This is a genomic window from Cupriavidus sp. LA-1 (assembly GCF_055385985.1).
Genome location: NZ_AP031390.1, coordinates 135,962 through 162,136, shown reverse-complemented (window position 1 = coordinate 162,136; position 26,175 = coordinate 135,962). Strand labels below are relative to the sequence as shown.

General features: G+C 57.3%; 20 protein-coding genes and 1 pseudogene. 13 read left to right on the top strand and 8 right to left on the bottom strand.

What is annotated here, in order from left to right:
• Nucleotides 1-17: 17 nt before the first annotated feature.
• Nucleotides 18-989 carry a hypothetical protein gene (locus ACZ5MJ_RS34970; protein WP_464227400.1) on the top strand — a complete coding sequence of 324 codons (972 nt, stop codon included), beginning with the start codon at nt 18-20 and terminating at the stop codon, nt 987-989.
• 252 nt (nt 990-1,241) lie between these two features.
• Here ACZ5MJ_RS34970 and ACZ5MJ_RS34965 read toward each other — a convergent pair whose 3' ends face one another.
• Nucleotides 1,242-1,550 (bottom strand): H-NS histone family protein, encoded by a 309-nt coding sequence (locus ACZ5MJ_RS34965; protein WP_464227399.1) that lies wholly within the window; start codon nt 1,548-1,550, stop codon nt 1,242-1,244.
• Between the two features lie 1,527 nt (nt 1,551-3,077).
• On the opposite strand from ACZ5MJ_RS34965, the gene ACZ5MJ_RS34960 reads away from it, so the two are divergent.
• A complete protein-coding gene (locus ACZ5MJ_RS34960) occupies nt 3,078-4,439 on the top strand; it encodes an MFS transporter (protein WP_464227398.1) in 1,362 nt (453 codons plus the stop codon).
• 191 nt (nt 4,440-4,630) lie between these two features.
• Here the strand turns inward: ACZ5MJ_RS34960 and ACZ5MJ_RS34955 are convergent, their stop codons facing one another.
• A complete protein-coding gene (locus ACZ5MJ_RS34955; RefSeq protein ID WP_464227397.1) occupies nt 4,631-5,518 on the bottom strand; it encodes a helix-turn-helix domain-containing protein in 888 nt (295 codons plus the stop codon).
• A 529-nt stretch (nt 5,519-6,047) separates the two neighbouring features.
• On the opposite strand from ACZ5MJ_RS34955, the gene ACZ5MJ_RS34950 reads away from it, so the two are divergent.
• The 6 genes from ACZ5MJ_RS34950 to ACZ5MJ_RS34925 all read left to right on the top strand — a co-directional run bounded on the left by ACZ5MJ_RS34950 (nt 6,048) and on the right by ACZ5MJ_RS34925 (nt 14,276).
• On the top strand, nt 6,048-7,235 hold the full coding sequence (locus ACZ5MJ_RS34950; protein WP_464227396.1) for a 4-hydroxybenzoate 3-monooxygenase: 1,188 nt from the start codon (nt 6,048-6,050) through the stop codon (nt 7,233-7,235).
• A gap of 152 nt (nt 7,236-7,387) precedes the next feature.
• Complete coding sequence (locus ACZ5MJ_RS34945) at nt 7,388-9,223, top strand: tannase/feruloyl esterase family alpha/beta hydrolase (RefSeq protein ID WP_464227395.1); 1,836 nt, start codon at nt 7,388-7,390, stop codon at nt 9,221-9,223.
• Between the two features lie 827 nt (nt 9,224-10,050).
• Nucleotides 10,051-11,454 (top strand): acyclic terpene utilization AtuA family protein, encoded by a 1,404-nt coding sequence (locus ACZ5MJ_RS34940; RefSeq protein WP_464227394.1) that lies wholly within the window; start codon nt 10,051-10,053, stop codon nt 11,452-11,454.
• Nucleotides 11,451-11,822: an AtuA-related protein gene (locus tag ACZ5MJ_RS34935; protein WP_464227393.1), complete on the top strand. Its 372-nt coding sequence runs from the start codon at nt 11,451-11,453 to the stop codon at nt 11,820-11,822. The genes ACZ5MJ_RS34940 and ACZ5MJ_RS34935 overlap by 4 nt, the downstream gene beginning before the upstream one ends.
• A 166-nt stretch (nt 11,823-11,988) precedes the next feature.
• Nucleotides 11,989-13,314 (top strand): MFS transporter, encoded by a 1,326-nt coding sequence (locus ACZ5MJ_RS34930; protein WP_464227392.1) that lies wholly within the window; start codon nt 11,989-11,991, stop codon nt 13,312-13,314.
• Between the two features lie 44 nt (nt 13,315-13,358).
• Nucleotides 13,359-14,276, top strand: coding sequence for an SMP-30/gluconolactonase/LRE family protein (locus tag ACZ5MJ_RS34925; RefSeq protein ID WP_464227391.1), 918 nt, complete (start codon nt 13,359-13,361; stop codon nt 14,274-14,276).
• 225 nt (nt 14,277-14,501) lie between these two features.
• On the opposite strand, the gene ACZ5MJ_RS34920 is transcribed toward ACZ5MJ_RS34925, so the two are convergent.
• The gene (locus ACZ5MJ_RS34920) at nt 14,502-14,810 is read right to left on the bottom strand and encodes an H-NS histone family protein (protein ID WP_464227390.1); all 309 of its coding nucleotides are present in this window, start codon (nt 14,808-14,810) and stop codon (nt 14,502-14,504) included.
• A gap of 95 nt (nt 14,811-14,905) precedes the next feature.
• On the opposite strand from ACZ5MJ_RS34920, the gene ACZ5MJ_RS34915 reads away from it, so the two are divergent.
• The 4 genes from ACZ5MJ_RS34915 to ACZ5MJ_RS34900 all read left to right on the top strand — a co-directional run bounded on the left by ACZ5MJ_RS34915 (nt 14,906) and on the right by ACZ5MJ_RS34900 (nt 19,382).
• Complete coding sequence (locus ACZ5MJ_RS34915; protein WP_464227389.1) at nt 14,906-15,211, top strand: DUF1488 family protein; 306 nt, start codon at nt 14,906-14,908, stop codon at nt 15,209-15,211.
• A gap of 1,951 nt (nt 15,212-17,162) precedes the next feature.
• Nucleotides 17,163-18,044 (top strand): NmrA family NAD(P)-binding protein, encoded by an 882-nt coding sequence (locus ACZ5MJ_RS34910; protein WP_464227388.1) that lies wholly within the window; start codon nt 17,163-17,165, stop codon nt 18,042-18,044.
• A gap of 44 nt (nt 18,045-18,088) precedes the next feature.
• Nucleotides 18,089-18,547, top strand: a complete 459-nt coding sequence (locus tag ACZ5MJ_RS34905; protein ID WP_464227386.1) for a MarR family winged helix-turn-helix transcriptional regulator — start codon at nt 18,089-18,091, stop codon at nt 18,545-18,547.
• Between the two features lie 109 nt (nt 18,548-18,656).
• Nucleotides 18,657-19,382, top strand: a complete 726-nt coding sequence (locus tag ACZ5MJ_RS34900) for an SDR family oxidoreductase (RefSeq protein ID WP_464227385.1) — start codon at nt 18,657-18,659, stop codon at nt 19,380-19,382.
• A gap of 187 nt (nt 19,383-19,569) precedes the next feature.
• Here ACZ5MJ_RS34900 and ACZ5MJ_RS34895 read toward each other — a convergent pair whose 3' ends face one another.
• The 5 genes from ACZ5MJ_RS34895 to ltrA all read right to left on the bottom strand — a co-directional run bounded on the left by ACZ5MJ_RS34895 (nt 19,570) and on the right by ltrA (nt 24,890).
• The gene (locus ACZ5MJ_RS34895; RefSeq protein ID WP_464227384.1) at nt 19,570-20,184 is read right to left on the bottom strand and encodes a glutathione S-transferase family protein; all 615 of its coding nucleotides are present in this window, start codon (nt 20,182-20,184) and stop codon (nt 19,570-19,572) included.
• A 279-nt stretch (nt 20,185-20,463) separates the two neighbouring features.
• Complete coding sequence (locus ACZ5MJ_RS34890; RefSeq protein WP_464227383.1) at nt 20,464-21,486, bottom strand: GlxA family transcriptional regulator; 1,023 nt, start codon at nt 21,484-21,486, stop codon at nt 20,464-20,466.
• A gap of 93 nt (nt 21,487-21,579) precedes the next feature.
• Nucleotides 21,580-22,221, bottom strand: a complete 642-nt coding sequence (locus ACZ5MJ_RS34885; RefSeq protein WP_464227382.1) for an HD domain-containing protein — start codon at nt 22,219-22,221, stop codon at nt 21,580-21,582.
• A 55-nt stretch (nt 22,222-22,276) separates the two neighbouring features.
• A complete protein-coding gene (locus ACZ5MJ_RS34880) occupies nt 22,277-22,969 on the bottom strand; it encodes a DJ-1/PfpI family protein (RefSeq protein ID WP_464227381.1) in 693 nt (230 codons plus the stop codon).
• 409 nt (nt 22,970-23,378) lie between these two features.
• Nucleotides 23,379-24,890, bottom strand: coding sequence for a group II intron reverse transcriptase/maturase (gene ltrA / locus ACZ5MJ_RS34875; protein WP_464227379.1), 1,512 nt, complete (start codon nt 24,888-24,890; stop codon nt 23,379-23,381).
• 796 nt (nt 24,891-25,686) lie between these two features.
• Between ltrA and ACZ5MJ_RS34870 the strand changes: the two are divergent.
• Nucleotides 25,687-25,926: pseudogene (locus tag ACZ5MJ_RS34870) on the top strand (DNA-binding protein); the annotation flags it as partial.
• Nucleotides 25,927-26,175: the final 249 nt, after the last annotated feature.

Genomic DNA, 26,175 nt, shown 5'->3' with positions numbered 1-26,175 from the left:
AGCGACAGCCCGATTGAATGATGCATAGCAAGGTGCACGAAATGGTGTTGCCCTCCTCGGGCAACACCTCTTTGCCTAAGATGACGCGGGCCTTGGCGGAAGCCGTGCTCGAACGCCTGCGAAACGGCAAACAATCGGCCGAATTCAACTCAAAACGAATGGATGACCCTCAACATCCGGCACCACAATCTCTCAAGGACGAGGTTCTGCTCAAGATGGGACGGAACCTGCTGCTGAATCAGCAGGTAGAACACCTTCTGAAGGCCATACTCGGACTCGCAAGGATCGACGGTACACCGGAGGATGCCCCGGCTCGGGTTGAGGTCCGAAATTCACCCCTAACGGCAACCTCGATGAAGGGCTCGCAGCGGCGATTTCGCAGCGAACGTCTCGCGACCCCAAACAATCCGGAGCCGGCTGACCCTTCGTTGCCTTGGTTCAGCACGACGATTTGGTTCGACCTTGAGCCGTCGGACAAGGAAGCTCTGGAGGCCGACCTAGATGCGCTAACCGCTGACCGCAACGAACTCGCGCACCACTTTCTGCCGCTCTGGCAGCCTGGTTCCGCTTTGTCGCTAGCCCAGGCTAGCGCTCATCTGGACCGCCATCAAGAGAGGATGCTTGCCATGCACCAACGCCTCAAATCGATGCATGGCCCAATGGCTGAGCCACTACAGTTGGCCGCAGACTTGGGGCCGTCCGATGAGGGCTCGGCCGCCATTGAGCTCGTCAATCTCCAGAGCAGCCGAATGGTTGAATTGCTCAACAAAATCACAGCAGCTCTAAGGCGTCCAGATGGGTGGACCGACCTGGCTCACGCAGCGATCGTTGTAAATCGCTTGGAACCGGACGCGTTTGCTGGCCGCAAGGCGCGGTACGGTGAGGAGAACCTTAAGGCGCTGGTCCTCAAATCCGGATTGTTCGAGGTCGCTGAACAGAAGCTTCCCAGAGGCATGAGGACCTTGATTCGCCCGCGTGAGTGCAGCTAGCGAACCGCAAACACGAAGAAGGGGAGCCGCAGCTCCCCTTCTTCTACTCATATTGGCTCCTCGCGGAAGATAAGGTTCGAACGACGCCGCCGCGGAGGGGGCGCCAGGTTCCCATCAGGATAGCAAACGCACCAAAAATGAACGCCACAGTGGGGGCGTCACTCCGACGGAACGAGCGCCCTGGCCAGACCGCAGATGAAGCTGGTCTCCGCTCCAGAGGGCGCGTTCATCGTTGGCATCGGGACGCCTGATTTACTCCTCTGCGATGAGGAACCGGTTCGGATTCTTCCCCAGCCACAACGGAGCGCGACCGCGGCCGGACCAAGTCTTTCCGGTCTTGGGATCGCGATATTTCGGAGGCAGTTGCGACTTCGGCTTGCCAGCGCCACTGCCTGCGGGACGACCGCGACGGCGCTTGTTAATGTCATCGACCGTCAGGCCATACTCAGCCATCAAATTTTGAATCTGCTCGATAACGCCTGCGACTTCATTGGCACGCACTTCTTCCAGGTGGGCCTCGAGGGCCTGTTTCTGTGCCATGAGTTCTTTGTAAGTTGCCATTCGGTGTATCCCCTTTTCAGGCTAGGCTATAGAATCACAGAATAATGCAAACACGTCTCGTGTGCATATAAAATTTCGCTTCTGCCAGTCCGGTGACTTGTCACCAAAGTTCCAAGCCGGTCCCCATCTAGAAATCGCTTGATTTCAGAACTATGCGGCCGGAACTCGGCACGGCCCGATTCCGCGCCGCGACAGTCCTAATGCGCTCCCATCCATGATTGAAAGACTCAAGGAGCGCAGCATCGCGGTCGCTAACGGAAAAGTCCGAAAGCTCAAGACCGAAATGTTCCTCCCCAACTTAAGAAGCACTTCGTCCTTGAGAGCCCTCAGTACGTCGTCCATACGCTGTTCTCGCCTTGTTCTAGTGAAGCGGAGCTATTGCAACGGCTTGCCCACCTTCGTGGCCGATCGAACGAAAAGACATGCTCGACGGGGGTGTTCCTTCGACCTGCCGACGAGTCCGCCAAGAAACTCCTTGCGGCCATCTTCCAGGTGGACGATTTCACCGCAGGTGGGGCAGCAGCCGGAGTAGCTGACAAGTCGAATAATCCGAACCGGCTGCCCGCCCACAGATGGCCCGTTGCGGCCTCAAGCTGGACACGATGTTCGCCAAGTGACAATAAAGCATCGGGTGCCATGATGATGCGTAGCTCGATGAGCCTCCAGAACGGGCGGAGGGCTGTGTATATCGCGCCCAGGCCCCTATACCAGTCGAGAAGGAGCAGAGGGTAAATCCCTCCGCTTGCCAGCCGTGACGCTTGAGTCTCCGAAACGCATGGACGTAAGGGACGTACGCCGATCGTCAGTTTCTTTGCTGGGCTATTGCTTGCGGCGGGCCCGCTGCATCGCGCAGCATGGCCCGAGCGTCATGTGTTGGAGGACGCCAGCGAAACCACGTCGGAGAGCATGATTATGTGCGTGCTTGGCAACGCGCTCGTCGCCCCCTCCCTCGGCACCGCGATGGACGTCAAGCTCTGAACATGACGATCCCGGGTTGGTGTGCGGTTGCTGACGCCAGACGCCAAACACCAATGACTTCTTGCGTAGTTTGTATGAAATTTTGTCGCATGTCGACTTTGTCGCCGTCAGATATTCGCACTATTCGCTGAAAACGAGCGAACTAATGTAAAGAGGGTGCGAGACGAACAATGTTCTATCAACCGATCCCGGAAATTGCGCACCTATAATGCGCGGCTCGCGAAGCTTGGGCGCACGGGTTATCCCGAATTCTTCGGCCTGTTCTAAGAATCCTACTATCAAGCATACAGAGAGCTGTGGTTCGCGATTAGAACTGGGCCCCGATACGCCCTCGGAGCCGACTGTGAATAGATTGGCACAGATTCTCAGTCACCCACGATCAACGAAACGCTGGACATGAATCACTGCTTCGGCGTTTCGTAAAACGCTTCGGCGCCAGAATCGTAGACGCTGTGCATCAAGCGCTTTTGCCAGGATTGGCACTGGTAAGTGCGCATTAATTGGGCAAGAAATATATCGGGAATAAAATCCTTTTAATCAATGGAAACTATGAGCAAATCAAACGTCGATGCCCAGAGTATCATCAATGGAAGCCGCTTTTGTCCATTTCAGTGGCTCATCTTTGGGATGTGTTTCGTAATCGTGTTGCTAGACGGCTTTGACACGGCAGCAATCGGCTTCATTGCCCCCTCGTTGGTGTCGGAATGGGGCATCTCTCGGCCGGCCTTAGCTCCAGTGCTAAGCGCTGCGCTCTTCGGTCTGGCAGCTGGCGCGATCGTGGCGGGGCCACTCTCCGACCGACTGGGTCGCCGTCTGATGCTTATCCTCTCAGTACTCGTTTTCGGCGTGGCTTGCCTAGCGTCGGCTTATGCCGGCGACATCACTGAGCTGACAGCTCTGCGATTCGTAACCGGTATCGGCCTCGGTGCAGCCATGCCAAATGCGGTTACCCTGATGAGCGAGTTTTGCCCCGACAGGCGGCGTGCCATGATTGTGAACTTGATGTTCTGCGGATTTCCCCTTGGGGCGGCGCTTGGTGGCTTTCTGGCGGCCTGGATGATCCCGCACCTGGGCTGGCGCAGTGTCCTGCAGTTGGGCGGGATTGCGCCGCTCGTTCTGCTCGTATTGCTCGTACTGTTGCTCCCCGAGTCCGTGCGGTACATGATTGCAAAGGGCCAGCCGGTGGAAAGGATTCGCCGCACACTCGCGAAGATAAACTCCGATGCTCACGACGCATCCTCGTTCATCATGACCGAGCCGACTCAAGCGCCGGCGGGCCAGGGCGGCATTGCTCTGGTCCTGTCGCGCCCCTACCTGGCCGGCTCCATCATGCTCTGGCTCGCATACTTCATGGGACTCGTCATTTTCTACGCATCTATCAACTGGATGCCCATCCTGTTGAAGGAAGCTGGACTCACGCCAAAGTCGGCAACGCTGGTCTCCGCGCTGTTTCCGCTGGGTGGTATTGGGGCGGTTCTGTGCGGTGTATTGATGGACAAATTTAACGCCAATCGCGTCATCGCTTTCTGCTACGCGCTCACTGCACTAACCGTATATGGAATTGGACAGGCTGTTGGCAATGTGGGCCTGCTCGTAGCAGTCGTGTTCGCGGCAGGCGTATTGATGAACACCGCACAGTCGTCGATGCCCGCCCTGGCTGCGGCCTTCTATCCGACTCAGGGTCGAGGCACTGGAGTTGCGTGGATGCTGGGTATCGGGCGGCTCGGCGGTATCGCTGGGTCGTATCTGGTTGCAGAGCTCACTCGTCGTCAAGTTGGCTTTAGCGGAATCTTCGCGATCGTCGCTACGGCTGGCCTGGCGGCATGCCTCGCTCTCACTATTAAGCAATTCGTGAGTCCTCAAAAGCCGGAGTCAGCTGCATTCCGTTCGAATGAGATGCTCGGGCACTAGCAAGAGCCAATATTCTCCTAGCAACAGCAGCCTGAGTGCTCCACTGCATGTCTGTCCTGGCATGGCTCAGTCGCAAGTGCATCACCTTGCCACTGAGACTCTGCTTATTCTTTTCGCGGAATGCCGCTGCTATTGAGACCCTATCCGCTGGAGAGAAAGTCGGCAGGCCGCCTCTCTTAGTGCATTGGGTTCTATTGGCCGCTCAGCAGTTCGAGGCGTAGACGGAAGTCGCGGGGAGACTCTCCAGTTTCGCGTTTATAGAACCTGGTGAAATAGGCCGGGTCGGAGAACCCAATAGCGTACGAGAGTTGACTGATAGACATCGAGGTGTAGGCGAGGCTCCGTTTCGCTTCAAGAATGAGGCGTTCATGAACTAAATCTAGCGCCGAGCGCTGCGCAATGCGGCGGCAAAGCGCATTGAGATGGGCAGTCGTGATGCCAAGTTCCTTTGCATATCGGTCTAGCGAGTAATGCTTATCCCACCATTGGTTTAGTAGGTCGGTGAAGCGGCAATACAGCGGATTGTCCTTCACTCCCCGCGCGCTCTGCGGCCGCCCCTCTTGGACCTTCCTAGCCAACATTACGACAATGGTCGAGAGGAGGGATTCGACGATCAGATGTCGGTGAGGAGCGCCGCCTCGATACTCGCGTACAAACGCAGCGAAGGCAGAGGTCAGGCAAGCATCGTCGTCTCCGCCCTTAACTTCATGAAGAAACGGGTGTGAGAACCAACCCGTTCCACCTCCCATCGTCTGAGCCAGTTTGATGACGAACGGGTATGCGACGGTGATCACATAACCGATGGCGTCAGTACTAAATTTGAATCCATGGACAAAGTTCTGTGGAACGAGAAGGATCTGTCCGCTTCCCATGTGGGTCTCTTCCCCATCCAGGTGCAATTGCGCGTTGCCCTGCTGAAGGTACAGCAGCTGAAGTAGCCCGGCGTGTTGATGAGGTTCGATGTGCCAATCATGGAGACGGCATCGAGACGCAATCGATTCGCAATGCATCATGTCTGGCATGGGCCAGACATCTTGTTCACCGTAAAGCATGTAGATGGGGACGCCCGTGCTCTTCATTATCTCCTCCGTCTCCGCTCTTGCTGGCGGTACTCCAACTGAGGATAGCTCCTATTGAAACAGCCGGCGAGCGGCTGTAGCAAAAGTACAAGTGATTGCATGGAATGTGCAAGCGCGTGCTCAAACGAGAGGAACATTTGCCGAGCCGACGCGCCCACGAGTTCAAGTGGAGATGGCGTGTCCGCAACTCGCGTCACACGTTCAACCCATTGAGGCTTACCCCTGGATTTCCGCGGATTCCGAGGGCATCTCCGTGCATAAGAGATGGATGCGTTTCATGAACGCACTGTCAGTATGTCCGAACGTACCGGAGTAGCTACGCAAAGCAGGTCGACTTTCCGGGTTCGGCCAACAACCGAAAAGTGCAAGATTTCGGCGCAATCGTACATTCCCCTTGACGGTCGCGGGTGCAAGAATTCGAGCACACATTAGAAGGCTGCCCCCAGCTTCGCGCCAAGCATTAGGCCTATCCGGACCTGCATTGCGAACGCTCCGAAAGCCACGATTATTAATACAGCGGGAGACATCTGTGCGCACCCAGGTAGGCATCATTGGCGCAGGCCCAGCAGGCCTGTTGCTTTCCCAACTTCTACATCTTGCTGGTATTGAATCTATCGTTCTTGAAACAAGAAGTCGGGATGCGATTGAGGCCACTATTCGAGCCGGAATTCTCGAGCATGGTACCGTCGAACTCATGGACCGCATAGGAGCGGGCGACCGTCTGAAGCGAGAGGGTGTTCGACATGATGGCATTCATCTGCGCTTCAATGGCCAAACACGCAGGATCGCCTTTCCGGAACTCACCGGTGGAAAATCAGTTGCTCTCTATCCACAGCATGAAGTCATCAAAGACCTCGTCGCACTTCGGCTGGAGTCGGGCGGAGATATTCGCTTCGAAGCGTCTAACGTAACGCTGCACGATCTCGATAAAGACACGCCTCGATTGACGTTTCTGAGCAGCGAGGGCGTTGCTGAAGAGATTCGCTGCGACTACATCGTGGGCTGCGATGGAACCAACGGTGTCTCAAAAGCCAGCATCCCATCGGCAAAGCTGAAGACATTCGAGAAAGTTTATCCCTTTGGCTGGTTCGGTATTCTTTGCAAGGCGCCGCCCTCCTCAGCTGAATTGATTTATGCACAGCACCAGCGCGGCTTCGCTCTGGTGTCCACGCGCTCCGCTGAGGTGCAGCGTATGTACTTTCAGGTGGATCCGACGGAAAACGTTGATGATTGGTCTGATGATCGCATCTGGTCGGAGTTTCGTGCGCGGCTCGAAGTCAATGACGGATGGGCACCGAAAGAAGGTCCTATTTTCAGCAGAGTAGTTGTGGGCATGCGCAGCGTGGTTACCGACCCGATGCAATATGGTCGCCTGTTCCTGGCTGGGGATGCTGCGCACGTGGTCCCACCAACTGGCGCGAAAGGTCTGAATCTCGCTGCTGCGGATGTCCAAGTCTTGGCGGCCGGCATTGAAGCCTTTTACCGTCAAGGCAATCCCGAGCCGCTGGCGCGCTACTCCGAAACGGCGCTCAAGCGCATATGGAAGGCTCAACGCTTTTCGTGGTGGATGACTTCGATGATGCATCGCTTCCCGGGCGATGACGACTTTCGCTACCGGATGCAAACGGCAGAACTTGACTATGTCACAAGTTCTCCTTTGGGTGCGGCCTCCCTCGCCGAAAATTATGTTGGCCTTCCAATGCAGTATACGTCGTAGCTAAATTTATGAATCTCGTGGAAGTAGATTTGCGAGATCAAAATGACGTAAAGCGTTATTTATAAATAATATTAGTCTTTAATAATTAAAGAAGTCCACGCGAATCCGTTCCATTGTGGAAATAGTTTTCAATGTGAAACGAGGAGACAACGATGAAATACACGACCATCAGTACAAGGTACACCGTAATCGGTGCCACCGTGCTTTCGATTGCGGCCCTCTATGGTTGTGGTGGTGACGGTGGCGGCGATAGCGCATCGCAGCTCCAACCGACGACACCCACCACTCCTATCACGCCGACCAACCTATCGTGCGACGATACGCTGAAGGCAGCGTTCAAACCTGACGCAGACACAACGGTGCTGATGGTGAAATCCTTTAAGAAAGGCGATGCACTTCTTCTTTCGGGAGCTTCGACCTCAACTACGCCGACCGCAGCTAACGATGTGTGCGTCGTGAAGCTGAACGTGGGCCCAGGCAATCCGGGGCCGGCTGATGCTCCTTCCACGTCGGCGGGCATCGGCATTGAGATTTGGCTCCCCTCGCCAGCGAACTGGAACAATCGAATCCACGTAAAGGGTGGCGGAGGTTGGGCCGGCGGCACGCAGTCCTCTCTTACCGCGCTGGCGGGAATTTCCTCTGGGAGCGCCGGCAGCGCGGCGACTACCGCCATGGTCGAGGGCGCTGTGTCCGCGTCTACAGACACGGGACACGTTGCAGCGGCGAATGCTTCGTTCACGATGAATCCAGATGGAACCATCAATGAAGCACTGTGGAAAGATTTCGCAGATCGCAGCCTCCACGAGATGGCCGTCAAAACAAAAGCGCTGACGAAGGCGTACTACGGAAAGGACGCGAAGTATTCATACTGGAACGGCTTCTCGACGGGGGGCCGACAAGGCATGAAGGAAGCCCAGGCACATCCCGAGGATTTCGACGGCATCTTGGCAGGCGCTCCCGCCATAAACTGGTCGAAGTTCCAGACTTCTCAGCTCTTCATGCAGTTGGCACAGTTGCGAGACCTAGGCTCCAACCTGACAACCGGACAGTTAGATTTGCTCTCCAATGCCGCAATCAGTGCCTGTGATGTGGTTGGCGGCCAACATTTGGGCTATATCCCAGATCCGACGCAGTGCCGGTATGACCCGACCACTGATGTGAGCGTTCTGTGCCCGAGTGACGGCGGAAACAATTCAACTGCCAACTGCGTCTCCGTTGCACAGGCGAACTCCGCAAACAAGATGTGGTACGGTCAGACGTCTGACGGAAGCATTCCGGCACCAGCTGTTGATATCGGTCTCTCGCCCACGTTGGCGGGCAACCAGAAATGGTATGGGCTGACGCGAGGGACCATTATGACCCGACTTGGTGGAACGCCGCCGTTCGCAAACTCCACTGACCAAGTTGCTATTGCGCTCCAGAATCCGACCTTGGCTCAGCCGACCTTCATCAACGCCAGCGGGAATGGTTCTGATGGATGGAAAACGCTTAGCTACGCGCAGCTGTCGAACGCGTTCGATCGTGGAGTGAGCCTTGACCCAGTGTTCGGTCATATCAATACCGATAATCCGGATCTTTCGAAATTCCGCGACCGCGGCGGAAAGCTCCTGTCATACCACGGCCTCGCTGATCCGCTCATCTTCGCGATGGGTACAGTCAACTACTACGAGCGAGTTCTCACGCAGATGGGGGGTACAGCCGCAGTACAGAATTTCTACCGTCTCTACCTGATTCCTGGGATGAATCATGGATTCTCGAACGGCACACCGAACGCCAGCGCGAATCCTCCGCTGCCCACGAATGATCAGCTTTACAAGCTGCTTACCGATTGGGTGGAAAGCGGTAAGGCTCCAGGGGTGATTCCGGCTCAGACCACCGCTTCCACATCATTCCCCGTACAGAAGAGCCGTCCGCTATGTATGTACCCGCAAAAGGCTACATACACCAGCGGCGATCCAAACGTGGCCGCCAGCTACACCTGCTCTTAAGCGCGGCCATTTGCCCCACGCGTGCTCGAGCACTGAACATGAGTGGGGGCAAGTTGCGCAGACGGAAAAAATAAAGGAGCGTCAGCCTAACAATGATTCCGGCGTCTCATTGGGCAGACGGATGAAGAGCATTTTCGAAATGGTGTTCCGTCGAGTCAAGGCGACGGAACCCTCAAGAATAGCGAAGCAGAGGAGACGAGTGAAGCTTCGCAAGCTTGGGGTTCACTGAAGTCGCGTTAGGCGTCATTCGTGACTTCGACGCTGGAGTGCAAGCAATCCGCGAAGCACTTGACTCAACAGGTGGCGCTGGCGGCCATGGTTGGACTGACCTATGCATGGCTGCCGCCAATTCTAAGTGACTTCAGGGTATCTATTCCTGGCATTCAAGTCGAACTCTCCTGCGTATTCCAACGGGACTAAGTGACGCTTGTTGCCGCGAAAAGAGCCGACTTTGCAATCGCTGCATTAGACGTCACACCATCGGGGATCACCACAGAAGCGAGATCCATTCTGCCTCGTGTGTCGTGCAAACCATCCGCTGGCTGATTGTGCAAGTGTTGAGTTGAGTGATTTGGTCGACTATCCAGCAGGTTGTATGTGAGAGGGAACACATCCACACCATTGCCCTCGTCATGCGTCCCCTTGCTGGCTGCGATATCGCACGCGGTATTTACCTTGCATGGCGAGCGGACAGCGCTCCCCGAGGCGCGGCAGAGTGCCTGATAGCCTTGATTCGAGATCACCTGCCACGATAGTCCCCGCTCGACGCAGACCTCCATCTCGTTCTTGGATCGTCGTCATCCAATCTTTGAGTTGGACCGCAAGCGATGATGTGCCTAGAGTCTGGTCATCTGCCCGTGACATTGGACTACGCCATCGTGAACTCAAAACCCTCATTCCTTATCGGTGCGGCATCGGCATTCTCCGGAGATCGCCGCGACGCAGCCCTTCCTGTCGTAGAGACCTTGATCCGCCGGAAGTTGCCATCCTGTCTCATCTTCGAAACTCTCGCCGAACGCACTCTAGCACTAGCCCAACTTGAGCGTCGCAAGGACCCAGAGGCTGGTTTTGACCCTTGGCTGGAGGACATTCTTGCTCCGGTCCTTGAAAAATGCCTCGATCACGGTATTAAGATCGTGAGCAACTTTGGCGCGGCGAATCCCCAAGCGGCCGGTCGGTGCATTCTTTCTCTCGCGAGTCGTCTCGGTGTACGCCCTCCGCGCGTCGCTGTGATTTCAGGAGATGATCTATCGAGCGAAACCTATTTGCCATTTTTCCGCGAGGCACTTGGCGACGCCCTCGATGAATCTCGCATGGTTGCAGCAAACGTCTATCTGGGAGCCGATTCGATCGCCGACGCGCTGCTGGCCGGCGCGGACATTGTAGTGACTGGGCGCGTGTCCGACTCAGCGCTCTGTGTGGGGCCGCTGCTCGCGCACTTTGGGTGGCCGCGGGATGACTGGAAGCGCCGCGGCAGGGCGGTGATGGCGGGCCATTTGCTTGAATGCGGCGTTCAGGTGACCGGCGGCTATTTCGCAGATCCGGGAATCAAAGATGTTCCGAATCTGTTCGATATCGGCTACCCCATCGCAGAAGTTGATTCGGACGGCAATTGCATCATCACCAAAGCTGACGGTACTGGCGGCCTGGTGGACACCAGAGTTGTGCGTGAGCAAATGCTATACGAAATTGACGACCCAACCGCTTACCTTACTCCGGACGCCATCTCCGACATCTCGAACTGCATAGTCGAGCAGGTAGGACCTGACTGCGTCAGCGTGAGTGGGGTCGAGGGTCGACAATGGCCGAACACTCTGAAAGTCTTGATCTGCCAGGACGGTGGTTGGTTGGGGGAGGGCGAGATTTCCTATGCAGGTCCTCGCGCCGAGGCGCGAGCTCGTCTTGCCGCTGATATTGTAAAGCACAGGCTGGGCAATGAACTGGACCTTCGCTTTGACCTGATTGGTGTTCTCAGTATTCACGGAGACGATGCCGGACGCATGCTTGGTAGAACGCCGCAAGGATCGGCGCGAGACGTTCGGCTGCGTGTTGCGGCGGTCCACCAGGATGCAAAGCTGGCCGAACTCGTCGGTCGCGAGGTGACGGCTTTGTACAGGTGCGGCCCTGCCGGTGGCGGCGGTGTTCGCGCAGGACTTCGGCAGCGACTAGATACTCTGGCGTGCTACATCCCCCGTTCGGCAATCGCATCCAACTATGAGTTCATCGAATGAATACCATCACGACGAAGTACAAGGTACCGCTCTATCGCGCCGCGCATGGCCGGACCGGCGATAAGGGCGATAGGTCAAATATTAGTGTAATCGCCTGGCATCCTGCCCTCTTCGAAACAATCGTTCAGCAGCTTACGGCCGAAGTAATTGCCCAGGTCTTTTGCGACAGAGAGCCTAGCGCAGTCACCCGCTATCTTGTTCCCAATCTTGACGCCATGAACGTGGTGATAGACAACGTGCTTGATGGAGGTGTCAATCATTCAAGAAACCTGGACACGCACGGCAAAGCTTTATCGTTCCTGTTACTGGACACGCTCATTGAAGTAGACGCCGAGCTGATTAAGTATCTAGCGCCAGAAGTCGACTAAGACACTGCGCTCCCGACGGCGGCGTCGACAATGCGTTCAACCTAGATACGACGGCCAGACGTCTTCGTTCCACCTTCCCGGCATATCGGTGAACGCGCAATATGCCTGACTTTTGGCAAGCAAAGGACCACACAAAGATGCGGTTCTTGCCAAACTGGAGACAAGCATGACTGAAGCCAATACGGCGGTACCCATCGTCGATACGACCAGGAATGTAAGCATCACCAAGGTCATCGTTTCTTCCGCCATCGGCACCTTGGTGGAGTGGTACGATTTCTTCATCTTTGCGACAGCCTCCGCGCTAGTCCTCAACAAGATATTTTTCCCGAACTTCGACCCCTTGGTTGGCACCCTCGTGGTACTGACGACCTATGCGGCAGGCTTCATTGCTCGCCCCATAGGTGGCATCGTCTTCGGCTACCTGGGTGATACCAAGGGGCGAAAGTTCTCTCTGGTTATTACGCTCTTCATTTCGGGGCTCGCCACTTTCTGTATCGGGTTGCTGCCAACGTATGCCCAAATAGGCATGTGGGCACCGATCGCATTGCTCATCATCCGCTTACTGCAGGGATTTTCCGCTGGTGGTGAGCAGGCGAACGCCATCTTGATTGCGTGCGAGTTCGCGAAGCCGGAAAGGCGCGGACTGTTCGGCGGCTGGATTCAGATCGGTGTACCGCTGGCATATGTTTTTCCGCTCGCCCTGTTTGCTCTGCTTCGTTCGCAGATGAGCGATGATGTCTTCATGAGTTGGGGCTGGCGGATTCCGTTTCTGCTGGCGGCTGTTCTGATCATCGTCGGGATGTACGTCCGACTGAACATCAGCGAATCGCCAGCGTTCGTCGGGGTCCGTGCGCGGCACGGTCAAGACCGTTCGCCGATTTCTGACGTCTTTGCAAACGACAAACGTCGACTCATTCTTGGATCCGGCGCGAAGCTGGCGGAAGGGGTGGTCTTCACGGTCTACGCGACAGTAATTTCTGCGTACGCCACTGTCCGCGGCGTTGATACGGGGACCATCGCTACAGCCGTCCTTGTGGGGTTGCTGCTCGAGGCGTTCCTCTTACCCATCTTCGGTGCGCTTTCCGATCGCTTCGGGCGTCGCACAATTTACCGACTCGGAGCTTTCGCAAGCTTCGTCATCGCGCCCTGTGCGTTCTACGCGGTCTATCAGGGCCACTCTACTGCGATGACCATTTCCATAGCGCTCGCGATCGCTCTCGGGCATGGCGCGATGTACGGTGCCCAGGCGGCGATGTTTACCGAACTCTTCCCCGTTGAGCGGCGGTCAAGCGGCGTGTCGTTCGTTCAGCAGATTGGAACGCTGTTGGGCTCGACATTGGCCCTTATGACGGGATGGCTTCTCAAGATTGGCGACGGGAGCCCCTGGTTGCTCGTCTTTTATGTCATGCTCAATGCAGCAATTACCTTCGTCTGTGTATCGCTGCTGGATGAAACGGCACCTCGCGTCCGAAAACAGCGGACGGCGAACTGAAACCCCATTGTCGAGAGACGCCATAAATTGAAGGAGACTTTCTCATGTTTTTCTCTGCACCGAAGGTGGTGGAAACGTCTGTCTTTGCTACGTTGCCGGAGTCATCCGGCGCTAGCGAACTGCGATCCGCCTGGGAGATGGGTCAGCCTTTGGGCACCCCCACCTCGTCATTGATCGAGGGGCCGTCATTCGACGAAGAAGGCAATCTGTACTGCGTGGACTTGCCCAACGGGCGAATCGTCCGATTCTCTCCCACCGGTGAGGCGACAGTAGTCATCCAATACGACGGTTGGCCTAACGGCTTGAAGTTCCATCGTGATGGGCGCATCTTTATCGCAGACTTCAAAAACGGGATCATGGTCTACGACCGCGAGTCAAAAAAAATCAGCTCGTTCCTCGATCGCTACAGAGTCGAAAGATTTAAAGCGCTCAATGACCTGTTCTTCGCGGAGAATGGAGACCTGTATTTTACGGATCAGGGTCTTAGCGGTCATCAGGATCCGAGCGGACGGCTGTTTCGCATGAGCGCCGCTGGCAAGCTCGAATGCTTGATGGATAACATCCCCAGCCCGAACGGGCTAGTCATGAATCTCGAAGAAACGGCGCTTCTTTTGGCCGTTACTCGTGCAAACGCGGTGTGGAAAGTTCCACTGATGCGCGACGGAAGCATCTCAAAGGTGGGGACTTTCGTTCAGATGTCTGGCGGGGGCGGTCCGGATGGTCTGGCGCTTGATGCGCAAGGCAGGCTTGCCATTGCTCATACGGGCATGGGTTGCGTCTGGATTGTCGACAGTCGAGGCGAGCCGGTTTATCGAGTGAATTCGTGTGCCGGTGTCCACACGACCAACGTTGCGTACGGTGGTAAGGATAGGACAACACTGTTCATAACCGAGTCCGGAACGGGGAAGGTTTTGAAAGCCGAGCTTGATGTTCCCGGGAAAATGATGGCTTTCCCTCGATAACGTAGCTTCTGCAAAGGGGATCGATGGCCTGAACGTGTCATCGATCAGAGCTTTGGGAATATCCGCAGAAACGCATTTCCCTGTGTCGGCGCAAGAAGCAGCGCTTGCTCAACCCACTGTGTCGAGAGCCATAGCCAATCGTCCCTGAGGACCTGTACGGTAGTTTTGAAGAACCATACCCAGACGGAGCAAGGGGTGCTGGCCCCGTCAGACCTTCCTTAGCTCTCAGGAGACTCTGAAATGCTCCTTCGACTGACCTGCGTTTATCGCCCGCTGCAGCCAATCAGGCTGGTCGCCTCGGCCATCCCAGCTATGGCCTTCTGCGTCTCTGAAGCGAATGGGATGGACCTTCTCATGGCTGGTAACCGGGGTGGTTGCGGCAAAGCATCCGGCGGCAACCAGGTCATCGATGGCGATGCTGTGCTTGGCCATCTGGGACTTCACCCAAAGAATCGCAGCAGCACGCTCCCGTAGTTGTTGAGCATCCGAGAGACGTTCAACGAGGGGCGAGTTAGGGGCGTTGAAACTGAGCATCGTTAGGGTTCGCTCACGTTAGCATTGAACAGGGGCGTCACTAGCTGCAGCATAAGGTGTATTCTAATGCCATCGATATGCGTTCGGAGAAGGCTATGGTCTACCCGGTCGGACTTAAGGTCGCAGCCATCGATGACGACATTGGGGTCGAATTTCAGTATCTAATCGGGGGGTACAACCAGACTTTTGCGGTCAGCCGGGAAGCCCTAGAAGATCATTTCGGTCTTGCACTGGCGAGTTCCTCCGCCATGGATAGAGACCGGGTGATTGTCGACTCCTTCATGCACGGATGGGAGCGCATCAGAGATACAGCGGCAAGGAGCCGCAGGGCGCCAAGCCACAATCGCGTAGTTCTGACAACCAGCGACTTCCAGGTCAGCGAGGTTACCGGCCGAGGATAGTCTGGCTTCCACAGCATCACGCTGTGAGTGAGGGCATCCCGCCCAACGTGAGTCCGAAAACACCAAGGCGTCGACGTCGTCCTTCCAGCCTCAATCACTGCGGCGACATGTGCGTGATTCCTACGATCGATGGTTATCATCCCGTGACCACTTGGACAAAGTTGTTCGCCAGAGCATTACTTGTGGCCATCGTCGTTGTCATGGCTGCCATCGTGGCGCGCCACATTTACCTCCGTGTTGCACCAGAAGGTGATACAAGCATGGAGGCTGTGCGTGACATTGAGACGCCGCTATCGATTTGCGCGCCTGGCATCCAACCGGAGCCGCTCCGCCGTAGCGCCGCAGATTCGGATACCTCGTTCCTGAGGCGAGTCTGTCTCGAGTCGTAAGGGAAGAGCTCCTTATCAGAGCGAATTCTCGACGCTCACAGGCTCCGCCCGGTACACCGAGCAGAAGTAGTGCGAGTGTCGGTGGTGCCGGGCTCGCATCCTCTTTACGAAGAAGCGAACCGTTCCTGCAGGTCCAGCGTCCATTTCGACCTCTTGGTGAAGCTCCTGCGTTAATGCCGCGGGCCCACTAAGTGATGCATGAATACCAGACGCGGCCAATGCTGAATTAATGGGAAATTCGGAGAATCGTGGCCGGGAATTTAAGCAATTCCCGTCCAAAACTTTGCTGAAATGCGGCTAATGGGGCGTTTCTTTGTGCGGACGTATAGGCAATTCATATCCAAACTTGAATTTCTTCAACCATAACGCGGCCGCATTTGCACTGGAGCGGGTAAATCTCTGTGCCGGCCAGGCCGATCCATGAGAGATCCGGCGCACCTCGCCCCGGATTCAAGGCGGAAACGCCGAGAGATATGAAGACTGAAACTCCTGGCGAGGCAGTGCAAGGATAACGCGTCCGTACTGTCGTGGAAGCATAAGATGACCGGACGGCCGTTTTTTGCTGAATTTCCCAACTGTTGAGGTCCTGTCAAATGGGCTCAAATATTTAAATGCAATTAATCGCCAGCACCACAAGCCAACCTCCTGTGGAGCTAGCAAAGGGCCGCAGCCAGTGGTGATGGTGTGCCCTCCGGCGTACGGCCGTCCTGCCTGCAGGCGATCGTCACCAAACCTGATCTAATTTCACGAACATGAAACTACGCGGCGAGCTGCCGCCGAGTTGGCCATTCCCGCCATCCTCCCTCCATGCCGGCCCCCTCCCTGATCCGACGCCTCCTTCGCGCGCGACGATTCGCACCATTCATCAACTTGGCGACTGCATTCGCGCCACCCGGGCGGAAGACGGGTTGCCGATTGACTAGGCGGCGAGACATTACGGGGTCTCGGTCGGCATGTTGTCCACGGGAGAATGGCAAGGGCGTCAATTTCGCGCACGCCTTGCGGGTGCTGGATGGACTGGGTTTGACAATATTGGCCGTTCCCAAGGAGCCTGAGTCCTGGCTCGAGTCGGCAGCGGCTCATGCGGTTGAGGTTGGCAAACGCCTGGGGCGGGAACCGCACGCCAAGCTGAATAGCCGCGGGGCTGGCACCCGCCGAATAGGGGGTGCGTCCCGAAGTTTGCGCGCAACAAATCGATGTCGCCTAAATCGCTCGCCACGGCGCTGGCACGGTCCCCCGCCAGTTCCAACCCTGAATCGGTCACTGTGGCCGGTCGCTGATGCACGTAACTGCCCAGGCCGCCACGGCTAGGGGCATTTGCTGAGCGAGCGTCGCAGGCATGACCACACGAATGTGCGGCAGCCATTGCGGCGACAGTGCCCAGGGTAGACCGCCAGCGTGTCTGTGGCCTCGACGACGCTTTGACAGCGAGACGGTACTCAGAATGGGGCGGCATCCCCCCGGCTCTGATAAGTCGCCAGACAAAAAACTTGCTTATGAGAGCATATGCTCCTATATTGTGTTTAAGAGCATATGCTCTCATCTCAATGAGGATTCCAGCCATGAAAGACACATCCATTCTCGTCAGCGGCGCAACCGGCCGTACCGGCGGTGCAACCATCGATGAACTGTTGCAGATGGGCCAGCGCGTCCGCGCCTATGTGCGCTCGGACGACGAGCGCGCAGCGGCGCTGCGGGCACGCGGTGTTGACATCGCCGTCGGCGATTTCACCGACATCGACCAGATTCGTGCCGCCATGGAAGGCGTCAGCGCTGCCTACTTCCTGCACCCGATCGCGCCGGGCATTCTCGGGGCTGCCGCCTATTTTGCGCAGGCCGCGAAGGAGGCCGGCGTCAGCGCCATCGTCAACATGTCGCAGATTTCTGCGCGGCGAGAATCGACCAGCCATGCGGCACAGGACCACTGGGTGTCCGAGCGGGTGTTCGACTGGTCCGGTGTGCCGACGACACACTTGCGGCCCACGTTCTTCGCGGATTGGCTCGTCTACCCCCATTTCGCGAAGGAAATCTGGGCCAACAAGAAGATTGAGTTTCCCTTCGAGAACGGACGCCACGCCCCGATCAGCACGGACGACCAGGGCAGGGTCATTGCTCATCTGCTGGCAAGGCCTGAAGGCCATGGGGGCAAGATATACACGCTGCACGGTCCGGTGGAAATGAACCATACGGAGATCGCTGCAGCGATGAGCGAGGTGCTCGGCGCCAAGATCGAATATGCTCCGACTTCGATCGAGGCGTTCAAGCAAAAGATGGAACTGCTATACAAGTTCCCTCCCTTCCTGGTGCAGCACCTCGTCGAAGTCGCCCAGCACTATCGGGAGGGCGTCTTCCAGGGAACTAACGATGTTATCGAGAAGATCACGGGCACACCGGCGCTGTCCGTGCCTGCCTTCATCGAAAAGTACCGAAGCGCATTTGCCTGAAATGCGAGGAACTGAACCATTTGTCAACGTTGAGGAGAAGTGAGATGCAGGCGGAAGGCCAACCCATCGGTGTGGATCAATGCAACTGCTTCACGGTGAGGAAGGCTGCCCGCCAGATCTCGCGTCTTTATGACGCGTATCTCCAACCGTCCGGCCTTCGCATCACGCAATTTCTGACCCTGGCAACGTTGAACGAGCAGGAGTTCGCCTCGGTCAATGCCCTGGCTGAGCGACTCGACATCGAGCGCACAGCCATGGGAAAGATGATCGGTTTTTTGGAGCGCGATGGCTTTGTCAGGGTACGGCCGTCTCCTGAGGACGGTCGTATTCGCCTCGTCGAACTCACCCCGGATGGAATGAAGCTCTATGAACGAGCAGCGCCGCTCTGGCAAGAAGCGCAGCATCAGTTCAGCGTCATAAACGGAGCGACAAATGTGGCGATGTTGCGTCGCAGCCTTTCGGAGATGAAGGTCAGCGTTGGGCCCGCATCTTCCCAGGAATAGTCACTGTTTTGGTGGGGCACCCTGAGTCGCTGAACGTTTGCCGAGGTAAGAAAGAGTCAAGCCTTCTTGTGAACAGCATCATCCGGTGCACCACCGCTGGAGTTTATGAATGAAGATCAAGGATTCCGTCGTGTTCGTGACGGGAGCAAGTCGCGGACTTGGCCTGGCATTTGCCCGTGAGGCGCTAGCTCGCGGGGCGGCAAAGGTCTATGCAGGCGTTCGCAATCCGGAAGGATTCAGCGAGCCCGGCATCGTTCCAGTCAAGCTCGACGTCACCGATCCAGACTCGGTCATGGCGGCGGCAAGGTTCGCGAACGATGTCACTCTGCTGGTCAACAACGCCGGGATTGCAGAGACAATCGAATCTCTGTTTTCCGAAAACGCAGACGATCAGGCGCGGCGTATCTTCGAGACGAACTACTTTGGCCTGATGCGAACGACCCGCGCGTTCCAGGCTTCCCTCCCCAGCAATGGCAAAGGCGGGATCATTAACGTGCTGTCCGATGTCACATGGAGAAGCGTGCCAGCACTTGCACCGTATTCCGCATCGAAGGCCGCCGCATGGAGCTATACCAACAACATCAGGGCATCTCTCAAGGAAAGAAACATCCAGGTGGTCGGCTTGCATGTTGGCTTCGTGGATACCGATCTCACCAAGGGCTTCGACGTGCCGAAGGCGGATCCTGTGGATGTAGTCCGCCAATCCTATGACACCCTTGAAGCGGGAGAAAGTGAAGTCCTGGCCGATACCGGTACACGTGCGTTGAAGCAAACGCTCTCGTCCAGGGTTCCGGCGTACATCGATCCCGAGGTGCTCGAGAGGAGGAACTCATGAACTGAATCTCGTGACGGACGAGTGCCGAGTGCCGTCACTCTGAACGGATTGGCGTGATGTGCCGGTCGCCCGACACAGAGGCTCCGAAGCTGAGTCCAGTCCGCGCGGTGGGCATTGACGGCTGCAACCTTCGGCTGGCCGGGCACAGGCGCCGCCATTTCGCTCAGCCCCGGTTTGCACCGGTCTCCTATTCGAATGCCCTTAGCCCTTGCGCTACGCCAGGGCGCCGTGCGACGGCCTGAAACCACCGCATCAGTGCCGGGTGATCTGCCCACTGAATATTGCTGCTGAAAGCCTTGGCGATAGTGAATGCAGCGATATCGGCAAGCGAAAACATATCGCCAGCCATAAACGCTGTCGACTCCAGGAATCGCTCCGCCTCGATGAGCGCGCCTCTTGCCAGGTCATGGATGAGCGAGGCTTGTGCATTCGCGCCGAGTTGTTCGAGCCGGAACGCCCCGTGGCTGACCCCGATAACGTCCGTCACAAAATAGAAAAAACGCTCATAGACTCTTGCGCGTGCCACCGGATCGGCGGGCATGAGCTTGTTGTTGGAACGCTCCGCCGCAAACAGCATGATGGCGTTCGACTGCGTCAACACGAAGGTGCCGCCGTTCCGATACTCGACAAGCACCGGAACCTTGCCGAAGGCATTCAGGCCGCGATGTTGCTTGCTCTGCTGTTCGCCTGCAGCCAGATTGACCCGCTTGACCGTATACGGAATGCCCGCCTCGTCAAGAGCAATCGCGGCACGGATACAGTTGCCCGTCAACGCTCCATACAGTTCGATTGAACCTTGCATGCGCTCTTGCCTCATTGGGATCCATACTGTCTTACTGCACTGGCGCACAGGTAGAAACGGGTGTACCGCATCGGTCCGACATCTTCCTGAGGCGCAAAGCGACGATTAAATGTCACCAATCGAATCCACAGGGTCAACACGTCTAATAGTAGCCGGTCGGCACTCGCTGTAGCGAGAAATGACGAGAAGCAGCAATGGAGGCGGCCAAGGGCGTGTCCGCCACGGCGCTGGACGTTCGCCGGATGTCTAATCTGGCGGTCGCTCGCGACAATTCGCGGCTCAGGAAACAGACGCCGAATCTCCGCTTGTCAATCTGCCGAAACGACCCCGATAGTCCTGCGGAGAGACGCCAAGTGCCTTGACAAAGGCACGGCGCATTCGCTCATCGTCGCCGAAGCCAGTATTGTGCGCGATCTGCTTTACCGGGTCGGATCCTTCCTCCAGGAGGCGGCGCGCAGCCTCCCCCCGAATCTGCTCGATCGCTCGCGCCGGGCTCTTACCTGTCTCACGCTGATAGACGCGGGCGAAGTTTCGTGGGCTCATGTGGGCCGCGGCGGCGAGGGCCGGGACTGACAAATCTTCTGCCAGATTGTTGTTGATCCAGAGATGCAGGGCGTCAAAGCGGCCTCGGGCGTCTTGCATTTGCCGCCGGAGTTCGAAGCTGAACTGCGATTGGCCGCCAGGCCGCTTCAGATACAGAACCAATAGTTGTGCTAATTTCAGGGCGGCCGTGTGACCGAGATCGTCCTCGACCATGGCTAGTGCCATGTCGATGCCCGCAGACACGCCTGCCGAGGTCCAGACGCCATCGGAAACCACGAAGATTGCATCGGGTTTCACGATGATGGAAGGGTGCTCATGCTGCAGCCGTTCGCAGACCGCCCAATGTGTCGTCGCTTCTCGGCCGTCCAGCAGTCCAATCTGCGCAAGCGTGAAGGCGCCCAGGCAGACAGAACCAACTCGCCGAGGACGGCCGACATGTTTGACGAGACACGCCCGCAAGGCCTCCGATGCATGCGGTGAAGCGGCCAGGTCACCGCCGGCGATCAGCAACGTATCAACCGGCTCGGCGAGAACCCCTTCCAGCCGCACCGATTCCAGGACCACGCCAGCATCGGTGGTAACGGCCCCTCCCGGTTCTGAAGCGATTTCGATCTGGTAGGCGGGCGTGCCATCCTCGTAGCTCGCTTCGCTGAAGACCTGGATGGGTCCGGTAATGTCGAGGAGCTTCGCTCCGTTGAAGATCACAAGGACGACCTTGCGAGGCTTTTGTGCCGCAGATGTCGCTCGCTTCGAGAGCATGATGTCGTTTCGGTGAGGATAAGTAGTCTGTGAGACCCTGATGTGCAATCGCGGCCTCCGGTCCGAATGCTGACAAGCAACCCTCGATCCGCCTCAACTCTCAAAAGGAGCGAAGAGGAGAAGGTCGCAGACGTTCGGAATTTCCAGGCCCGGAACGAGGCGCCGTCCGATGTCGGCCAGGCCCGTACCAATTGCCGTGTGCGGTTTCTTCCTCGCCACCTCAGCCAGCGCCTGGGTGAAAGCCTGCTTGAACCCGACGCGCGGGTACAGGGCAAGCGTATCGTCGATGAGTTGGGGAGAAATCTCCTCGATCCTCAGTCCCATCACGTCGACGTGCGCGCCAAAATGAACGAGGGCAACCTCGGGCTCTCTGCGATCGGCGATATCGGCCGAGGAGTGAAGCGCAATAGCATCCCAGACGATGTCGGTCTTCGCGGGCGGGTACTCGTTCGCGATCAGGAACCGACTCGCCGCATCGGCCCCGTCTACTTCGAAACGCTTGTCAGCCGCGTGGTCGTGCGAAAGGCCAAGGTCGTGAAGCAGGGAGGCCACATACACGAGTTCTCGATCAAACCTCATCTCGCGCTTCCTGGCGAGAAACTCGGCAAACCAGTAGGTTCGATGAACGTGATTCAGGATCGCTGGTGCGTGGCCTTGCGCGGCGAGCGCCGCCGCCTTGCGCGACAGCTCTGAATCGGGCGCGGTAATGCCGCCGATCGTGACAGGTTGGCTCATAGGTCCTCGTCAGTTTCTGGGCCAGGCAGACACTTGCCTGGCAGTTTTGGTGCGATCAGGCGGCGGCCAGCCAAAGCTTTTCCGTCCCGATCTTCTCCGCATATTGGATGGCCGCTTTGAGCAGCTCGGGTCCTGCTTTGTGCGGACTACCGGTCCCGAAGGGTGGTTCGGGGTCGTAGCACATGGCGAGCTCCGTCGTCGCGGCGACCCTGTCTCCCTTGGCTTCCGCCAGGGGCCGGATGCCCAGCTCAATGCCTGCCGTGACACCACCGCTGGTGAATACGTTGCCGTCCATGACCACGCGCGCGTCCCGCACCAGTTCGATCTTCGGGAAGTGCTGTTCGATGGCCTCGTAGGCGAACCAGTGAGTGGTCGCCTTACGACCGTCGAGCAGCCGGGCGGCCGCGAGGAGAAGCGTGCCCGTGCACGCAGCGGAAACGATGCGTGCGGTCTTGGCCGCGCGCTGAAGAAACCCAATGATCTCGGGATCGCGCATCGCATCCTCGACGCCAAAGCCGCCAGGGACCAGCAGAACGTCGATGTGGCCGTCATATTCGGCAAAGGTGGTAGTCGGCACCAACTCGGGGCCGTTGTCGCCGCGGACGGGATTCTTGTCCTTCCAGAACAGGAGCGTGTTGCCTTGATTGCCGATCGCAATCTGCGGCCCCGCAAGGTCCAGAAGCGTATAGCCAGGGTAAAGCAGGATCCCAATCGTGGGGCGATAGTCGGGATCGTCTGAGTAAGCCATGTCGGTCTTCCTTGATGTTGAGCCGGCCCATCGGGGCCGCTTCGCAATCAAAAGTAGGGCCGATCGCGGCTGGCAGCAATACCATTGACACCTCGTTTTCTGCCATTGCGGTCAAGGTCTCTTTGCGCGCCCGGGAACCGTGCGTCGACCCGCGGATGACACATGCCACGTTGGGACGACTCGATCTTTCGGTCGATGTGGGGTATGGGTCGCTGTTTCGAATCTGACTTTAGGCGCTATGGCGGCGGGAGCTGCGGATGCGCGTTTCGCGGCCGTCAGTGAAACTAATTTTGTTCCCGTCACGGACACGGAAAATAAGGGCAACCAGAGGGTCGAGTCGGGTAGCAGCGGCGCATTGCTGCGCCGCCGCCCCCTAAGAACCGTACGGGCGGGTCACCCCGCATACGGCTCAAGCCATTCCCTCAGCACCTTTGTGGGCACCGGGCCGCTCGGCGGAGCGTGTCGCGGTTCGACGGCGGACGAAGTACGTGTTCCATGCCAGGTCATACGGATTGGCCAGTCCACGGATCTTGACGTGTCGCCGTATGGCAACCGTCGCTGCGCGGAAGAGTGGCAGGCCATGGGGAGCACCCGCGGTGGAACCCTTCGTTGCAAAAATCCAGTCCCGGTTCCCGTCATGCCGGAAGTACCGTTGCTTGACCCACCGGGCTCCTTTCATGGGGTGGCGACGCTTCGCCCAATTCCAGAGCCGTAGCCAAATGTGCGAGTCTATCGAGGAGAAGATCGCTTTCGACACGATGTGGCGATGATACTGGGCCCATCCGCGGATGACCGGGTTAAGCTGGCGTATCAACGCCTCCTGCGTGCCGCTCGCGTTGTTCTTGATGATCGCCCCGACCTTCTCAGTCAGCGACTTGATGCTCTTTTTCGCTGGCTTGATCAGCAGTTTGCCGTTGTACTTGCGTACATTCTGGCCGAGGAAATCGAAACCCTCCGCTATGTGTGTGATTCTGGTTTTCTCTTCCGAGAGTTCCAGACCTCGGGCAGCCATGAACTGCCTGACTGCGGGAAGTACCTTGAGTTCCAGCACATCTTTCGATACACCAGTCACCACAAAGTCATCGGCATAGCGGACGACGTTGAGTTGGGCCGTTTGGCGGGCAAGTCTGGATGTTCCCACACTTGCGTAGACTGCGGCTTCAAGCCCATCCAACGCCATGTTCGCGATCACTGGCGAGATGATACCCCCTTGGGGTGTACCAGCCCGTGATTCGAACAAGGTTCCTTCATCGATGTATCCGGCCTCAAGCCATTTGCGCAGGATCTCCTTATCCATCGGTATGTGCTCGAGGAACCATGAATGACTGAAACTGTCGAAACAGCCTCGGATATCCCCCTCAAGAACCCACTCCGGCGACCTACGCTTAGCCAGAGCGATGAAGCACTGTGCGATGGCATCGGCGGTCGAGCGCTCGGGCCGAAAGCCGTAGGAATTGGCATCAGCAAGGGTCTCCGCGACGGGTTCCAGGGCGAGCTTCCACAAAGCCTGCATCGACCGGCACCGCATACACGGGATTCCTAGCGGGCGCTTTTTCCCATTACTCTTGGGAATATAAACACGTCGCAACGGCATCGCACGATAGCCGCGATGTCGCAGCGACAACACTCCTTTCCATTTGGCCGCCGGAGATGACCAGATCCTGCCGTCCACCCCCGGCGTCCTCTTACCACGATTTTCCGTCACTCGTTTCACGGCCAACATCTTGCCGTTATGCGAGCGGGTCAGCAGGCGTTGCAAGACTTTCACCTTGCCCCACCGGCCGGCCCGGGCGGCCTTGGCGATACGCACCTGAAGTCGTTTCACCTCCGCCTCGATATGCGGCCAGTTTGCCTGATCCCACATCGGTGCAGCGCGCGAGGGCGCACCAGTTCCGGACGCTTTCGCATCGTTCGCCGTCATCTGCTTTCCCTCATATAACGATTTGTCAAAGTTCTTTCGCCACGAATGACCATGCGGAAGTCTGCCCGCTTTCGCGTCGGGTAGTGTCGCAACCCGTATCCCGTCCATTACAGACAGGCGTTCGCTTTCTCCGCACTCCTTTACCCGCAGCGCCAACAGCGTTCCTCGCGGTTCGCCTGCCGTTACCGGCAGCGCTACGGGCTTACCCTGTTCCGCATGAATTTCCGAGCGGGGCGGACCCTTCCTTTTCGCCGGCGGCTTTCGTCCATGGTGGCCAATGTCACAGTGGCCACTCCATACCGCATACCGTTTTGGTTCAAGCCTTTCAGCACGTTTGGCTTGGTCTAATTAACGACGTTTATCGGAAGTTCACATGTGTTGGTCGTACCCGCTCATCCCTAGCACCTCTCCGCCTTCGTGCTGGCAGATTCCGCTTCGCCTCGCGGCTTGGCGTACCGGTTATCCGGCGGCTACGTTGTCCCCAGAGCTTCACACAGAGCTGTTACCGGCTCCGCATGTCTGGGTAGGGAACGGTTGATGGAACAACCGGTTTCATCCAGTCATCAATTCTCCTGTGAAACAGAAACTCAAGCGACTTTCAGGTCGCACGGAACAAAATTAGTTTAGAAATGGATACAAAGTTAGTTTAACCAACGGGTCAGCGTGGGGTGGCCGTTCGAGCCCATATTATAGACATAAGCGCAGTTTTATCTAAAAATATGAAAAAATTTCGATAAAAATACCGTATTATTACGTAATTGCGCAATTTTAATATCGGCGCGTTGCCGACCCGGACATGCACGACGCCGCGCTGCAGGCTGACCTGCGCAGCCGCTTTCCCGCAACCCGCTCGCTGTGCCGGGAGGTCTGCGGCAAGCTGTTCTTCCGCTATGGGGCCACGCCTATCGCCACAAGCTCTACTGCCTGGTGCGCAAGGGCAGCATGGGCACGCCGGCCGAGGTCCTGCAGGCGTTCTGGCAGGAGCTGTGCGGACGCACGCGAGTCAACTATCGAGCATCCCGAGCTACGAGAAGCGTGACCAGCGTGAGTGAACCTTCTATGAGGGCGAGGGTGTCAACCCCCTACAGTATTGAATTTCAGCATAGGGATGCCTAGCGCGATAACTCTTCTCCTTGCAAGCCATTCCTTCTCGTTCGCGGACTGATGCGGTTTGCGAAATCGAGGTCGGGTCCTCATTGTCGGGCTGCTGCCCGGACTACCTTCTATCCGTGCCGGGCGCAATGGCCGGCACCAACATACTACATGCGCAAAGCGCTGGGACTAC

Excerpts from the sequence above, each read along its gene's own strand:
- ACZ5MJ_RS34970 (WP_464227400.1), top strand. The coding sequence starts at position 18 with ATGATGCATAGCAAGGTGCACGAAATGGTGTTGCCCTCCTCGGGCAAC.
- ACZ5MJ_RS34965 (WP_464227399.1), bottom strand. The coding sequence starts at position 1,550 with ATGGCAACTTACAAAGAACTCATGGCACAGAAACAGGCCCTCGAGGCC.
- ACZ5MJ_RS34960 (WP_464227398.1), top strand. The coding sequence starts at position 3,078 with ATGAGCAAATCAAACGTCGATGCCCAGAGTATCATCAATGGAAGCCGC.
- ACZ5MJ_RS34955 (WP_464227397.1), bottom strand. The coding sequence starts at position 5,518 with ATGAAGAGCACGGGCGTCCCCATCTACATGCTTTACGGTGAACAAGAT.
- ACZ5MJ_RS34945 (WP_464227395.1), top strand. The coding sequence starts at position 7,388 with ATGAAATACACGACCATCAGTACAAGGTACACCGTAATCGGTGCCACC.
- ACZ5MJ_RS34940 (WP_464227394.1), top strand. The coding sequence starts at position 10,051 with ATGATGTGCCTAGAGTCTGGTCATCTGCCCGTGACATTGGACTACGCC.
- ACZ5MJ_RS34935 (WP_464227393.1), top strand. The coding sequence starts at position 11,451 with ATGAATACCATCACGACGAAGTACAAGGTACCGCTCTATCGCGCCGCG.
- ACZ5MJ_RS34930 (WP_464227392.1), top strand. The coding sequence starts at position 11,989 with ATGACTGAAGCCAATACGGCGGTACCCATCGTCGATACGACCAGGAAT.
- ACZ5MJ_RS34925 (WP_464227391.1), top strand. The coding sequence starts at position 13,359 with ATGTTTTTCTCTGCACCGAAGGTGGTGGAAACGTCTGTCTTTGCTACG.
- ACZ5MJ_RS34920 (WP_464227390.1), bottom strand. The coding sequence starts at position 14,810 with ATGCTCAGTTTCAACGCCCCTAACTCGCCCCTCGTTGAACGTCTCTCG.
- ACZ5MJ_RS34915 (WP_464227389.1), top strand. The coding sequence starts at position 14,906 with ATGGTCTACCCGGTCGGACTTAAGGTCGCAGCCATCGATGACGACATT.
- ACZ5MJ_RS34910 (WP_464227388.1), top strand. The coding sequence starts at position 17,163 with ATGAAAGACACATCCATTCTCGTCAGCGGCGCAACCGGCCGTACCGGC.
- ACZ5MJ_RS34905 (WP_464227386.1), top strand. The coding sequence starts at position 18,089 with ATGCAGGCGGAAGGCCAACCCATCGGTGTGGATCAATGCAACTGCTTC.
- ACZ5MJ_RS34900 (WP_464227385.1), top strand. The coding sequence starts at position 18,657 with ATGAAGATCAAGGATTCCGTCGTGTTCGTGACGGGAGCAAGTCGCGGA.
- ACZ5MJ_RS34895 (WP_464227384.1), bottom strand. The coding sequence starts at position 20,184 with ATGCAAGGTTCAATCGAACTGTATGGAGCGTTGACGGGCAACTGTATC.
- ACZ5MJ_RS34890 (WP_464227383.1), bottom strand. The coding sequence starts at position 21,486 with ATGCTCTCGAAGCGAGCGACATCTGCGGCACAAAAGCCTCGCAAGGTC.
- ACZ5MJ_RS34885 (WP_464227382.1), bottom strand. The coding sequence starts at position 22,221 with ATGAGCCAACCTGTCACGATCGGCGGCATTACCGCGCCCGATTCAGAG.
- ACZ5MJ_RS34880 (WP_464227381.1), bottom strand. The coding sequence starts at position 22,969 with ATGGCTTACTCAGACGATCCCGACTATCGCCCCACGATTGGGATCCTG.
- ltrA (WP_464227379.1), bottom strand. The coding sequence starts at position 24,890 with ATGACGGCGAACGATGCGAAAGCGTCCGGAACTGGTGCGCCCTCGCGC.